The organism is Stappia sediminis (assembly GCF_009826895.1).
Lineage (GTDB): Bacteria > Pseudomonadota > Alphaproteobacteria > Rhizobiales > Stappiaceae > Hongsoonwoonella > Hongsoonwoonella sediminis.
Map to the genome: position 1 here is coordinate 232,992 of NZ_WUMV01000006.1, position 12,994 is coordinate 245,985.

Annotated in this window: 12 protein-coding genes; 2 read left to right on the plus strand and 10 right to left on the minus strand. The window is 59.4% G+C overall.

Annotated features, from left to right (window positions below; all coding sequences use genetic code 11):
* The first annotated feature begins 294 nt into the window (after positions 1-294).
* Positions 295-2,289 (plus strand): copper amine oxidase, encoded by a 1,995-nt coding sequence (locus tag GR183_RS13330; RefSeq protein ID WP_160776134.1) that lies wholly within the window; start codon positions 295-297, stop codon positions 2,287-2,289.
* Between the two features lie 82 nt (positions 2,290-2,371).
* Here GR183_RS13330 and ccoP read toward each other — a convergent pair whose 3' ends face one another.
* The 6 genes from ccoP to GR183_RS13360 form a co-directional block, all read right to left on the minus strand.
* On the minus strand, positions 2,372-3,250 hold the full coding sequence (ccoP, locus tag GR183_RS13335; protein ID WP_160776135.1) for a cytochrome-c oxidase, cbb3-type subunit III: 879 nt from the start codon (positions 3,248-3,250) through the stop codon (positions 2,372-2,374).
* 3 nt (positions 3,251-3,253) lie between these two features.
* Positions 3,254-3,409 carry a cbb3-type cytochrome c oxidase subunit 3 gene (locus GR183_RS13340; RefSeq protein WP_160776136.1) on the minus strand — a complete coding sequence of 52 codons (156 nt, stop codon included), beginning with the start codon at positions 3,407-3,409 and terminating at the stop codon, positions 3,254-3,256.
* Between the two features lie 10 nt (positions 3,410-3,419).
* The gene (gene ccoO / locus GR183_RS13345; protein ID WP_160776137.1) at positions 3,420-4,154 is read right to left on the minus strand and encodes a cytochrome-c oxidase, cbb3-type subunit II; all 735 of its coding nucleotides are present in this window, start codon (positions 4,152-4,154) and stop codon (positions 3,420-3,422) included.
* 17 nt (positions 4,155-4,171) lie between these two features.
* A complete protein-coding gene (gene ccoN / locus GR183_RS13350; protein WP_160776138.1) occupies positions 4,172-5,827 on the minus strand; it encodes a cytochrome-c oxidase, cbb3-type subunit I in 1,656 nt (551 codons plus the stop codon).
* Positions 5,828-6,146: 319 nt separating this feature from the next.
* The gene (locus GR183_RS13355) at positions 6,147-7,226 is read right to left on the minus strand and encodes an AbrB family protein (RefSeq protein ID WP_160776139.1); all 1,080 of its coding nucleotides are present in this window, start codon (positions 7,224-7,226) and stop codon (positions 6,147-6,149) included.
* 107 nt (positions 7,227-7,333) lie between these two features.
* Positions 7,334-8,041: a glutathione S-transferase family protein gene (locus GR183_RS13360; RefSeq protein ID WP_160776140.1), complete on the minus strand. Its 708-nt coding sequence runs from the start codon at positions 8,039-8,041 to the stop codon at positions 7,334-7,336.
* 102 nt (positions 8,042-8,143) lie between these two features.
* On the opposite strand from GR183_RS13360, the gene hemN reads away from it, so the two are divergent.
* Positions 8,144-9,493 carry an oxygen-independent coproporphyrinogen III oxidase gene (hemN, locus tag GR183_RS13365; RefSeq protein ID WP_160776141.1) on the plus strand — a complete coding sequence of 450 codons (1,350 nt, stop codon included), beginning with the start codon at positions 8,144-8,146 and terminating at the stop codon, positions 9,491-9,493.
* 147 nt (positions 9,494-9,640) lie between these two features.
* Here hemN and GR183_RS13370 read toward each other — a convergent pair whose 3' ends face one another.
* From GR183_RS13370 to GR183_RS13385, 4 genes are all read right to left on the minus strand, one after another.
* A complete protein-coding gene (locus GR183_RS13370) occupies positions 9,641-10,351 on the minus strand; it encodes a Crp/Fnr family transcriptional regulator (protein ID WP_160776142.1) in 711 nt (236 codons plus the stop codon).
* 243 nt (positions 10,352-10,594) lie between these two features.
* The gene (locus GR183_RS13375; RefSeq protein WP_312846829.1) at positions 10,595-10,933 is read right to left on the minus strand and encodes a response regulator; all 339 of its coding nucleotides are present in this window, start codon (positions 10,931-10,933) and stop codon (positions 10,595-10,597) included.
* 194 nt (positions 10,934-11,127) lie between these two features.
* Complete coding sequence (locus GR183_RS13380; protein WP_160776143.1) at positions 11,128-11,748, minus strand: response regulator transcription factor; 621 nt, start codon at positions 11,746-11,748, stop codon at positions 11,128-11,130.
* A 12-nt stretch (positions 11,749-11,760) separates the two neighbouring features.
* Complete coding sequence (locus tag GR183_RS13385; protein ID WP_160776144.1) at positions 11,761-12,933, minus strand: two-component system sensor histidine kinase NtrB; 1,173 nt, start codon at positions 12,931-12,933, stop codon at positions 11,761-11,763.
* Between the last annotated feature and the right edge of the window lie 61 nt (positions 12,934-12,994).

Consider the following 12,994-nt stretch of genomic DNA (forward strand, 5'->3'; position numbering starts at 1 on the left):
GCGATGACTATTCGAGCGTACATGCCGCGGCATTGACAAGTGTCAATCCATGGCGATCGGGCCGGTCACACACGCGTTATCGATCTGAACCCAGGCTTAATACAAGGCCTTGAGATTACACGTTTTATCTTCCGGTCCGATGTCCCGCGCGGGCGTCGTCAACCGCGTGCGCCAATTTGGCTGAAAATGCTCCCGATCCAACGTGGCGTTAGGATACCATGGAACCCATTCGGGGATCGAACCTCAGAAGTTCGAACCCGGGCGAAAACGACTGCAAAAACGGGAGGGTCTTCCATGAGGCTTCATCACAAAGGGACAAATATCGCGGCATGCGCGGCGCTACTGGCTTTTTCGGGCGCCTATGCTTCCGCCCATCCGCTCGAAGGCCTTAGCGAAACCGAAATCTCAAAAGCGGTTCAGCTTCTGAGAGACAGCGGCAATGCAGGCGACGACACGCTCTTTCCATATATTACCTTGAAGGAGCCGGAAAAGTCGGTGGTTCTTGCCTGGAACGAAGGCGATCCGGAGCCGCGTGCGGCGACCGTTCACTTCAAGACGCCCGACGGTGCCTTCGTCGCCGAGGTCGATCTCGCCGGCGACAGCGTTGTCTCGGTCGAACCCGCTCCGGGCGAGACGATGATCCTGCTCGCCGAATTCCTGACCGCGATGGAGCTTGCAACCGGCGCACCGGAGTTCGTCGCGGGGCTCGAAAAGCGCGGGCTGACGGCTGACCAGGTATTCTGCCTTCCGCTGACTGCGGGTCGCTTCGGCCTGCCGGAGGAGGAAGGGCGCCGGCTCATGAAGGTCCCCTGCTATCTCCTGCCCGAAGGCTCCAATTTTTACGCCAAGCCTATCGAGGGGCTTTATGCGGTCGTGGATCTCAATGCACGCGAGGTTGTGGAGGTCTTCGACACCGGCGCCGTGCCCGTCCCCGAAGACGCTTGGGGCTATACGGATGACGAGGTCGAAAAGCGCACCGGCAAGCTGCGGCCGGAGATGAACGCCGCAAAGCTTTCCCAGCCCGAGGGCGCGAATTTCACCGTCGAGAACGGCTTCGTAAACTGGGACATCTGGCGCTTTCGCGTACGGGTCGACAAACGCCCCGGCGTCGTCGTTTCCAATATCGAGGTGAACGACGACGGAGACTGGCGCTCCGTCATCTATCAGGCTCATTTGTCGGAGGTTTTCGTTCCTTACATGGATCCGGACGAGGGCTGGTTCTGGCGCACATATATGGACAGCGGCGAATATGGTTTCGGCATCTTCCTGACGCCGCTTCGCGCCGGCGTGGACTGTCCGGCCCATGGCACCTATCTGCCGGCGGTGGTTCACCAGGACGATGGCTCGCCTCTTTCCATACCTGATGCGATCTGCATCTTCGAGCGAAACATCGGCGATCCCGCATGGCGCCATTATGAAATCTTCGCCCAGTCGGAAGATCAGGCCGTGCCGGCGGAAGGCCGCCCCGCCACCCAGCTTGTGGTGCGCTCGGCATCCGAAGTCGGCAACTACGATTATCTCGTCGACTATGTCTTTCATCAGGACGGGCGGATCGACGTGATGGTCGGTTCCACCGGGCTGGACGCCGTCAAGGGCGCGGCCGCGAAATCCATGAACGACGAAGGAGCTGAGGACGAGACCCGCTTCGGTACGCTAATCGCGCCGAACCTGATCGCGCCCAACCACGATCACTACTTCAACTTCAAGCTCGACTTCGACGTTGACGGGCGTGAGAACACTTTCATGCGCACCGGGCTCGTGGCCGGCAGTCCGCATGACGAAGCGCTTCGCCGCTCGTTCTGGGTGACGGAGACTATCCCCGCGAAAACGGAGATGGAGGGGCGCTACAAGATCAACCCGAACACGCCGGCCATGTACCACGTCATGAACATGAACGTGGAAGGGCCGCTTGGCCACAAGCCGGGCTACATGATCGTACCCAACAACAGCGTCGCCTACGGCCCATTGGACTTCGCCAATGACCCGCCAATGAAGCGCAATGCCTACATCGAATACACGATCTGGAACACGCCCTATAACCGAAACGAGCGTTATGCGGGCGGTGAATTCGCCTTCCAAAGCGATGGATCGGACGCGCTATCGGCCTGGGCCGAGCAAGACCGGCCGATCGAAAACGCCGATGTCGTGACCTGGTACACGATGGGCTTCCATCACGTGCCCCACACGGAGGACTGGCCGGTCATGTCCACCATGTGGAAGGGCTTCATGCTGCGGCCCTTCAACTTCTTCGATCACAATCCGGCACTGACAATCAGGACGCCTCGGTGAGGAGGCGATGAAGCGTCGGTTTCCGACCAAAAAGAAAGGGCGCCGTCCGGCGCCCTTTCGCGTGTCCCGCAGCTGATGGAAGCTACTGGCCGCCACCCAACGAGTGGACATAAACCGCAAGCGACTTGACGGTCGAGGGCTCAAGGCGTGGAGCCCAGGCCGGCATGACGCCGTTGCGCGGGTTGTTCACCTGGTTCTTGATGGCCTCGATGGATTTTCCATAGAGGTAATTGGATCCGGTCAGATCCGGGGCGCCAAGTTCCTGCATTCCCTTGCCGTCCTCGCCATGGCATGAGGCGCAATTGTCGATGAAGACGGTCTTGCCGGCTTCCAGATCGACGCCGTCTTCGGCCTCCAACCCTGCGATCGATCCAACGTAGTTGGCGACTTGCGTCACCTGCTCCTCGTCCAGAATTCCATCGCGGCCGAACGCCGGCATGTCGCCGAAGCGCGCTTCGTCGTTGCCGTTGCGGATGCCGTAGCTGATTGTCTGGTGGATATCGTCGAGCGTACCGCCCCAGATCCATTTGTCGTCCTGGAGGTTCGGATACCCGATCGCGCCCGTCGCGCCCGATCCGTGACAGGGCGCACAATTGTCGCCGAATGCGGCCTGGCCGCTTGCCATGGCAAATTCAAGGAGTTCCGGCGTCGAACGGATGTCCTCGAGAGAAGCGTCGATCAGTTGCTCGCCCGTCTTCGCGCGGTTCTCAAGCCCGGCGTCATAGGCGGCAAGCGCATCCGCGCGCTGAGAGTCGCCGAGCACGCCAGACGTGTAGCTGGAGATCAACGGCCAGGATGGATAGACCACCCAGTAGCCGATCGCCCACACAACCGTTGCATAGAAGATGTAAAGCCACCATTTGGGCAGCGGATTGTTGAGCTCCTTGAGCCCGTCCCACTCGTGCCCCGTTGTTTCCACCCCGGAGATGGTATCGATTTCCTTGGAATGTGCATCAGCCATCGATCAATCCTCCCGCAGGGGGATGTGTGCGGCCTCGTCGAAGCGCTTGCGGTTCTTCGGCCACAAGGCATAGGCAAGGACGCAGAGGAAAATGATTACGAAGTAGACAAGGCCCCAGGTCTGCGCGAAGGAGGCCATGGTGGTATAGGATTCGTTCATTGCCCCCTCCTCAGCGCAGGTTCGCTTTGTCGTCGTAGATGGAGAAGTCGACCAGCGTGCCCAGCATCTGCAGATAGGCGATGAGCGCGTCCATCTCGGTCACTTCTCCCGGGTTCCCGTCGAAGTCGCGAACGATGGCATTCGGATAGCGCTCCAGGAAGGCGTCGACATCGTCTCCCTCCGGGTCGGCCTGCGCGCGAAGGTCGAGCCTGGCGTTCTTGATCTGCTCTTCCGTGTAGGGGACGCCCGCAACCACGTTCGCCTCAAGGTGCGCCGCGATCTCCCGGTCTTCCACTCTTTCCCCGGTGAGGAAGGGATAGCCCGGCATGATCGATTCAGGCACGACCGAACGCGGATCGACCAGATGGTCGTGATGCCATTCGTCGGAGTATTTGCCACCGACGCGGGCAAGATCCGGCCCCGTGCGCTTGGACCCCCACTGGAACGGATGGTCGTACATGGATTCCGCCGCCAGCGAGAAATGACCGTAGCGCTCGATCTCGTCGCGCATCGGGCGGATCATCTGCGAATGGCAGAGGTAGCAGCCTTCGCGGATGTAGACATTGCGCCCGGCCAGCTCCAGCGGGGTATAGGGGCGCATGCCCTCCACCTTCTCGATCGTGCTCTTCAGGTAAAAGAGGGGCACGATTTCCACCAGGCCGCCGATCGCAATGACGATGACGATGCCGACGAGCAGGACGAAGGACTTCTTTTCGAAGATTTCGTGCTTTTTCCAAAGCGACATGTTCTTGCTCCCCGTCTTCACTCGGCCGGAGCCAGGGCTTCGCCGGAAGCCGTTTCGGCTTCTTCGGCTTCGCCGTAGCGGACGGTCATATAGAGGTTGTAGGCCATGATCAGGCTGCCGATGACGAAGAGCGCTCCGCCCAGTGCCCGGATCACGTAGAAGGGATGCATCGCCTCCACGGTCTCGATGAAGGAATATTCAAGGAAACCCAGCCGGTCGTAGGCGCGCCACATCAGGCCCTGCATGATGCCGGACACCCACATGGCGCAGATGTAGAGCACGATGCCGATGGTGGAGATCCAGAAGTGCCAGTTGACGAGCTTGAGGGAATAGACCTGACGCTTGTTCCACAGCCACGGGATGAGGCAGTAGAGCGCGCCGAAGGAGATGTAGCCCACCCAGCCGAGCGCGCCTGAATGCACATGCCCGATGGTCCAGTCCGTGTAATGCGACAGGGAGTTGACGGAGCGAAGCGACATCAGCGGCCCTTCGAAGGTCGACATGCCGTAGAAGGCGACCGAGACCACCATCATGCGCAACACCGGGTCGGTGCGTAGCTTGTCCCAGGCGCCCGAAAGCGTCATCAGGCCGTTGATCATGCCGCCCCATGAAGGCATCCAGAGCATGATCGAGAAGGTCGCACCAAGCGTCGATGCCCATTGCGGCAGAGCCGTGTAGTGCAGATGGTGCGGGCCCGCCCAGATGTAGAGGAAGATCAGCGCCCAGAAGTGCACGATCGACAGGCGGTAGGAATAGACCGGCCGGTCGGCGCGCTTGGGAATGAAGTAGTACATGATGGCGAGGAAGCCGGCGGTCAGGAAAAAGCCGACGGCGTTATGGCCGTACCACCACTGCACCATGGCGTCCTGCACGCCGGCCCACAGGATGTAGGACTTTGTACCGAACACCGAGACCGGGATCGTCAGGTTGTTGAAGATGTGCAGCATCGCGATCGTGACGATGAAGGCAAGGTAGAACCAGTTCGCGACGTAGATGTGCGGCTCCTTGCGCTTCCACAGCGTGCCCATGAAGACGAAGAGATAGACCACCCAGACGATTGTCAGCCATAGGTCGGCGTACCATTCCGGCTCCGCGTATTCCTTGGATTGGGTCGCGCCTAGCAGATAGCCCGTGCCGGCGATCACGATGAAGGCGTTGTAGCCCAGAATGACGAACCATGGCGCGATTCGGCCTGGCATGCGCGCGCGGCATGTGCGCTGTACGACGTAGAATGACGACGCCAGAAGAACGTTGCCGCCAAAGGCGAAGATCACCGCCGATGTATGCAGCGGGCGCAATCGCCCAAAGTTGGTCCAGGGCAGATCGAAATTCAGCACCGGATAGGCAAGCTGAAGCGCGATGATCAGGCCCACCGTGAAACCCGCAACGCCCCAGAAAACGGCAGCCCACGCGCCGAACTTGATCGGCCCGAGGTTGTAGTTCGGCTTGCCGCCGATTTCCTGCGGTATCTCTATCCCGCCGTCGTTGAAATAGTTCTTGAAGATGACGAACGCGCCGACGGCGGCGAAAAGCGCGCCGATCGACGTGTGAAACGCCATCACCTGATCGTATGTCTTGCCGGCGATGATCACACAGGCAAATGCGAGCACGAAGAGGAAGGCTGCGAAGAAGCCCTCCTCGATCGTGAGATATTTGGCTTTTGTTTGAGCCATTTTCGCGCCCCAGGTCCGTTGGTTCGTCCAATCCCGAATGGATCAGGCCGACTTATGGCCGAGCGGTGCGAACCCGCCTTGATCCAGGTCAACTTGTTTATGTCCGAATGGCTACATCTGCAGGAATGCCATTCGCCTCTGCGACGATATGCGCGTCCCGAAACACGAACGATACGAACGGGATACGCACTTGCCCCAAGGGTATGGAACTATCGCCGAGAAACGTTCCGCCCGCAACTGGAGCTCTGCCCGGGAAGGCCGGATCGCTTTCGCAATCGCAATTCGCTCCAGGTTTTGTTGGAAAGGCTGAGCGAAGCCATCAGGCCCCGGCCGTTTGCCTCGGTCCCAGTACGATGCGGGTGACAAAGGGAAGAAGCAGGACCATGCCGATATAACGGGCGAGCTGATGGCTTGCGACGAACGCCGGGTCGAAATTCAGGATGAAGGAAAGCAGTGTCATCGCCTCCAGCCCTCCCGGCGCATAAGCCAGCAGCATCTGGCCGAACGGCAGCCCGAATGCCTGGGAAACCGCGTAGGAGGCGACCACGGAAATTCCGAAGCCGACGATGAATGCGCCTACGGAGGCGGCGAGCAGCTTCATGAACATTGAAAGATTGGTATTGCCGAAACGCGCACCCACCATGGAACCTAGCGCGATATAGCAGGGGATAACCATCCACTGCGGGAGCGCCACCGGAAATACGCCGAAGGCGTTAAGCCCGGAACTCATGAAAAACGCGCCCGTCAGCCAGCCTCCAGGCAGGCGGAGCCTGACTGCGACAATGCTTGCGACGATGCATAGCGCGAATATGACGATCATTTCGCCCGCGCCCGGGTACAAGGGTGGTGCAGGCGCCGTCATGGGGTGTTCCGCGGTTCCGGCGATCAGCGAGGGCAGAAGCGCGATCAGCACGAAAAGACGGAAAGATTGCGATACCGCGATACGCGAAAGATCGGCCGAACGGTCCGACGCCAGAGCGAAAACGAAAGACAAGGCTCCCGGAATCGCGCCGAAATATGCGGCTTCCCGATCCCATTTTCCGACGAAGTGAAGAAAGGCATATGTTGCGGCGGTGATCGCGAATACGACCACCACCAGGACCGCCATTGTAACCGGCCATTCGCTGACACGCTCGACCACATCCGGCCTGACGCCTGCTCCCATGGACACGCCAAGCACCACGAACATTCCGTTTCGCAAGTTGTCCGGGATCATCGTCGGCACTTTCGAGAAAGTCCCGACCGCAACGAAGATCATCGCCCCCGAAAGCCAGGCAGCCGGCAGACCGGCGAGATCGAAAACAAAACCTCCAAGCGTGCCGAGAAGCAGCGTTGCTGCGACGCGGGCGAGAATGGATGATGAGGGCAGCGAGAGCGACAACTTCGGAAACCGGTTCATGAGTGTGACGGCGCCTCTATATCGCGCTCTTTCCTCAAAGGCATTATTGATTCATATAATCAATATATGGAAACATTGATTTTCGTTTTCTTCTCCCTACGAACCGCTCACCCCAGCACTGCGGCCAAATCCGTTTCCGGCATCTTCGGGTGCAGCAGAACATTACCCTTTATGGATTCGCGCTCCGCCGAATGCCTGACGGACGCGCGTTCCTGCAGCGCTTTCAGGAAGGCAACGAGATGGCGATGCTGCGAAAGGTCCTGCTCATAACCCGTTGGGTAGAGCTGCGCCCAGCGCGCGCATGCCGCAAGATAGAAATCCGCGACGGTGAAGGTTTCTGCGATCAGGTATTTTCCACCACCCTTGGCAAGTTCGGCATCCAGCAGCGCGAAATGGCTTTGAACGCGCCGCAGCACGGATTTTCTGAGCGTATCCGCGTCTTTCTCGCCTTCGACATACCGGTGAACGTAGAAGGCGACGCGTAAATCCGCATGCAGAGTGTTCGAGATATAGAACAGCCATTTCAGAAGGCTCCCGCGCGACGGTGAGTTGGGCGCCGGCGCCAACCGGCCGGCGCGGTCGGCAAGGTGAAGGATGATGGCGCCGGTCTCGAACATCGGCGCATCCTGCTCCGCATCGACCAGCACCGGGATAAGTCCTTGCGGATTGAGGGCTCTGTACTCCGGCTTCATGTGTTCCCTGGAAGACCGGTCGAGGAGAACGTCTTCATAGGCAAGTTCCAGTTCCTCAAGCACGAACCGGACGACGAGATTCGCGCTGTCCGGGGAGTAAAAGAGTTTAAGTGGCTTGCTCATAACGGGTGATCGTCGCTCCATAGAGGATAAAAAATTCCGGTGAACTGATCCGACTTGAGCAAAATCAAGGCACGGTGCGCATACGCATGTCACCTCAGCGGCATGAGCACGCTAGAACAGAAATACGCAACCAGAAACGTCCCGCGCTATACCAGCTATCCGACGGCCCCGCACTTTCATGCGGGCATCGACGGCGCAGCCTACGGCAAATGGCTCGATGAACTCGATGCCGGGCTGGACCTTTCGATTTACCTGCATGTGCCCTATTGCCGGCACATCTGCCACTATTGCGGCTGTCACACCAAGGCGGCAAGGCGCGACGATCCGGTTATCGCCTACGCAGAGACCATGGTGAAGGAAATCGCACTCACGGCAAAAAAACTCGGGTCAAGGCGACGCGTCGCCCATGTCCACTGGGGCGGTGGCACGCCAAGCCTCCTGCCGCGAAATGCGTTTCTCAAGGTGGTTCGTGCACTACAGAACGCCTTCGAATTCGCGCCTGACCTTGAACATGCGATCGAACTTGACCCCCGCACGGTCTCGCCGGAGCTTGTTGAAACGCTCGCCGATGCAGGCATTACCCGCGCAAGTCTCGGCGTGCAGGATTTCGACGCAAAGGTGCAAACGGCAATCGGCCGCTTTCAGCCGTTCAAGGTTGTTGCCCGCTCGGTGGAGCTTTTGCGCGGCGTTGGAATAACGGCGATCAATTTCGACCTGATGTATGGCCTACCGCACCAGAATCGCGACACGATCCTGCACACGATCGAACTCACAAGCCGGCTCGCTCCCGGGCGCATCGCGCTTTTCGGCTACGCCCATGTACCATGGATGAAGAAGCATCAGCGGCTCATCGACGAAGCAGCCCTTCCCGGCGCCAATGAACGTATCGAGCTTGCCGATTGTGCACGCCACGCACTCGTGGAGGCCGGCTATGAGGAGATCGGCCTCGACCATTTTGCCTTGCCCGGCGACTCGATGGCCCTGGCCCTGAATGCCGGCACATTGCGCCGCAATTTCCAGGGCTACACCACCGATACGGCGCAGGTCCTGATCGGATTCGGCGCCTCGTCCATCGGGTTTCTCCCGCAAGGCTACGTTCAAAACGCACCGGACGTCGGCAGATGGGCGCGATTGATCGAAGGCGGCGTTTTGCCGATCGTGCGCGGCATCGCGCTTGATGCCGACGATCGCATGCGTGCCGCGATAATCGAATCTTTGATGACCGACTACGCCGTCAGCGTGCATGAAGTCGCACCCCACTTCGGCTTGGCCGATTACGACTTCACGCAGGAATTCGAGGCGCTGGAGGAGCTCGTCCGCGACGGTATCGTCACGATCGACAAGGGCCACGTCGAGATGACCAAGGCCGGGCGGCCCTTCGTTCGCGTGGCGGCAGCCGCTTTTGACGCGTATCTCGAGCGCGGGGTGGCGCGCCATTCGATGGCCGTTTGATCGCAAGAACTCGAAAAAAAAGCCCCGACCGAAAGGCCGGGGCCAGAACACAGAGAGAGATTTGCAATCTCTTCCACCAGCAAGAAACAGGCGAATGCCGCAACTTGTCAAGTGCGCCCGGAATTTGTAGCCGCACCGCCCGGGCGGTTAATGAATGCCGGTCATCTGACACATGCGGCAGACGTTGACGATCCTTATCTGGTCCTGACGCTCGATGCAGATCAGGCCCCTGCGCTTCATCTCCGAGATTACCCGGCTAACTGTTTCGATCGTCAGGCCGAGATAATCGGCAATTTCCTGCCGTGTCATATGCAAGGTAACGCTGCGACTGTCGTCGGTTCCGTCTTCTGCGGGGCCGGCGCATGCGAAGCCGCCGCGGTTGGGCACCATGCGCATCAGGAAAGTGGAGACACGCTCCATCGCAGACTTGCGGCCGAGAAGAACCGCATGATCGTGCAGCGTTTCCATCTGCGTCAGCAGGCAGCGCGTCACATACTGCTGGAGCGAGGGTGAGGCTTCCAGGGAATTTCGATCCAGCGTGCTGACCTTGACCGGCGTCAGGGACTCTGCCGTGCAGTCGTACACCTCTCCTGCAGACAGACCGAATACCGAACCCGCGTTCAGAATTTCCACCACCTGCCGGCGTCCGTCGGGCAAAAGCTTAAAGAGCATCACGACGCCTTCGTCGAGCTCGTAGAGCCGCTCCGCCTTGTCGCCTTCGTAAAAAAGCACGGAATGCTGCGGGTGACGCATCGGACGCAGAGTGCAGTCGTTTTGGATGCCAACCCTTGGAAACTCGGAATTTGCCGGCGCTGCGCGTCCGCCGCCCGAATTGAAACCACGATCAACGTAAGCCATGCCACCCTCCTGTAAACGGCATGAAGATTTGGAATGAAGCGGCGACCCGGCCATATTGGCCAGTTCCTTCGGCAAACCGGCGCCCCGTCCGACGCCGCTCTCCCCATCGCTTCGCCAGCACCCTAGCTTTTTGATTGATCTGGATAAATTCGGTCGTTTCCGTACGTCATCCTACCTATCAAAAATGTCGCGCCCCGGCACCGTGTCGTCCGGCTCGGCGGCAATACAGGTCGAGATATTCGCTTAAAGATGCCGTAGCAGCGTTTCCTCCTGCAATGGCTTTCGCAGCAAAACATCCGCGGTCTCACCGTCGAGAAGCCTGTCGATCGCCCTGCTCGATTGTCCGGAAATAGCGATAACTCTCGGCTGGTGCTTGAGGCGCTTGACCCATCTGATCACCTGAATCCCCGTAAGCCCCGGCAGTCCCAGGTCGACAATCACCGTATCGCGGTCACCCGGAGGGTTTACCTCGAAGAACGACTCGGCATCCGGGTAGGTAGCCGTCTCATGGCCTATTGAGGCGAGAAGCAACGCGAGTGCGTCTGACACGCCCGGATCGTCTTCAACGATATGGATCGTCACGAGCAGTCTGGTCCATTTTCTTCACTGAAAGGAACCGTGAAACTATAGCTCTTTATCGCCGCGGTAGAACTACGGACAAACGCGTAAGACCTTATCCTGTCAGCGATTCCGCCTGGGAAAGCCCGCTGCGGCGCCAATGGGAGACGATTGCTCAGAAAATCGTGAACGCCCGGCGGCCTTGCGCCCCGTCGGCTTCAGCCTTCGGGGGCCTCGCCGGTCAATACGATGCGCACAAGGTCGGCGGCGTTGCGCGCGCCTAGCTTTTCCATGATGCGTGCGCGATGCACTTCAATCGTGCGCGGGCTTATGCCGAGTACGCGTCCGGCTTCCTTGTTGGAGGCACCTGCCGTGATCTGTTCCAGCACTTCCCGCTCGCGCGGCGTAAGTTGCTCCGCGCCGGGAAATTCTCCCGGCTCCGGCGCACCCTTTTCATCGTTTCGCTTGCGTGCATCGATTGCTTCGCGAAGCCTGCCGACCACGGTTTCTGCATCGAACGGCTTCTCGATGAAGTCGTGCGCTCCCTGTTTGATGGCTTCCACGGCCATCGGGATGTCGCCCTGACCCGAGATGACGAAAACTGGCCTGTCGAAATTCCTGTTGTGAAGGATGCTAAGGATTTCGATGCCCGAGCGTCCCGGCATATGAACGTCTATGATGACGCTATCAGGCGTCGTCTGGGATATCCGCTCGAGAAAATCGTCGCCGGTTTCGAACGTCTCCACGTCGAATCCGTCCAGTTCGAACACGACGGACAGCGCATCGCGAACCGCTGGATCATCATCCACGATATGGATCGACGGGGATGGCTCTGACATTCAGTTATCCTTTCAGATAGTTTCGGCACGCTCTGCCGGCTGCGCCTCGCCCGCCGCGAGCAGCGGAAGCTTCAGGTTGAAGACGGCACCGCCCTGCTCGCCGCCAGGTTCCACGATCAAGTCTCCGCCGTGGTTTTGCGCAAGCGACTTGGAGATCGCAAGCCCGAGGCCAAGGCCCCGCCGCTTCGACCCGGAAAATGGCTTGAAAAGATCCGGCACGAGTTCGGGAGGGACACCGGGGCCGGAATCGCGAACGGCAATCACCAGATGTGTATCGGTCTTGTTTGCCGAAACCTTCACTGCCCGGTACGAAGCGCATTTCACGGCTTCCATGGCATTTCGCATCAGGTTGACCACAACCTGTTGAATCTGCACCGGGTCGGCATGAAGCATGGGAAGGTCGTCCTCGACCTCGAGGCTCAGTTCGATTTCCTGCGAGGCATCGCCAAGGCTGGCGAGCTCAAGGCATTCCTTGAGCAGTTCGGACACATCGACGGGCTTGCGTTCCGGATCGCGCTTTTCCACGAACTGGCGCATGCGCTGGATAATCTGGCTTGCCCTCTCCGCCTCCTTGACGGTTTTCTCGATCACACTGGCGAATGTATCGTCCAGGCTGTTGATATTATCTGTCTTGCGCTTGATGGCCTGCAGATAGAGCATGATCGCCGTAAGCGGCTGGTTCAGCTCGTGGGCGATCGCAGCGCCCATTTCGTCAAGCGCGTTGATCCGCGTCATGTTGACGAGTTGGGCCTGCGCCTGGGCCAGGCGCTTTTCCACCGCCTTTCGGGCCCTGATGTCGCGCATGATGCCGATGAACTGCCGGCCTTCGGGCGTATGCGCCTCGCCAACGGAAAGCTCGATCGGAAATTCCGTACCGTCGCGATGGCGCGCCCTCACCTCGCGCCCGATGCCTATGATGCGCCTTTCTCCGGTGTCGAGATAGTGTTTCACATAGCCGTCGTGGCGCCTGGCATAATCTTCGGGCATCAGCATCTTGACGTTGCGCCCCCGCACTTCTTCGGCGGAATAGCCGAACAGCCGCTCGCATGCCTTGTTGTAGAGGATGATGCGCGCCCGGTCGTCCATCACGACGATGCCGTCCACCGCCGTATCGAGCACGCTATGCAGGCGGGCCTTCGAAACGCTGGCATCTGTCGAGAGGCTCTCGCTGTGATCCTCGCGCATGGTAAAGGGGCCCGAACTCATCTCCTGAAGGAGAATGTTATTTCACGATCTACGAAAAAAT

Bases quoted from the DNA above. Each gene is read 5' to 3' on its own strand.
- GR183_RS13330 (WP_160776134.1), top strand. From the start codon at position 295: ATGAGGCTTCATCACAAAGGGACAAATATCGCGGCATGCGCGGCGCTA.
- ccoP (WP_160776135.1), bottom strand. From the start codon at position 3,250: ATGGCTGATGCACATTCCAAGGAAATCGATACCATCTCCGGGGTGGAA.
- GR183_RS13340 (WP_160776136.1), bottom strand. From the start codon at position 3,409: ATGAACGAATCCTATACCACCATGGCCTCCTTCGCGCAGACCTGGGGC.
- ccoO (WP_160776137.1), bottom strand. From the start codon at position 4,154: ATGTCGCTTTGGAAAAAGCACGAAATCTTCGAAAAGAAGTCCTTCGTC.
- ccoN (WP_160776138.1), bottom strand. From the start codon at position 5,827: ATGGCTCAAACAAAAGCCAAATATCTCACGATCGAGGAGGGCTTCTTC.
- GR183_RS13355 (WP_160776139.1), bottom strand. From the start codon at position 7,226: ATGAACCGGTTTCCGAAGTTGTCGCTCTCGCTGCCCTCATCATCCATT.
- GR183_RS13360 (WP_160776140.1), bottom strand. From the start codon at position 8,041: ATGAGCAAGCCACTTAAACTCTTTTACTCCCCGGACAGCGCGAATCTC.
- hemN (WP_160776141.1), top strand. From the start codon at position 8,144: ATGAGCACGCTAGAACAGAAATACGCAACCAGAAACGTCCCGCGCTAT.
- GR183_RS13370 (WP_160776142.1), bottom strand. From the start codon at position 10,351: ATGGCTTACGTTGATCGTGGTTTCAATTCGGGCGGCGGACGCGCAGCG.
- GR183_RS13380 (WP_160776143.1), bottom strand. From the start codon at position 11,748: ATGTCAGAGCCATCCCCGTCGATCCATATCGTGGATGATGATCCAGCG.
- GR183_RS13385 (WP_160776144.1), bottom strand. From the start codon at position 12,933: ATGCGCGAGGATCACAGCGAGAGCCTCTCGACAGATGCCAGCGTTTCG.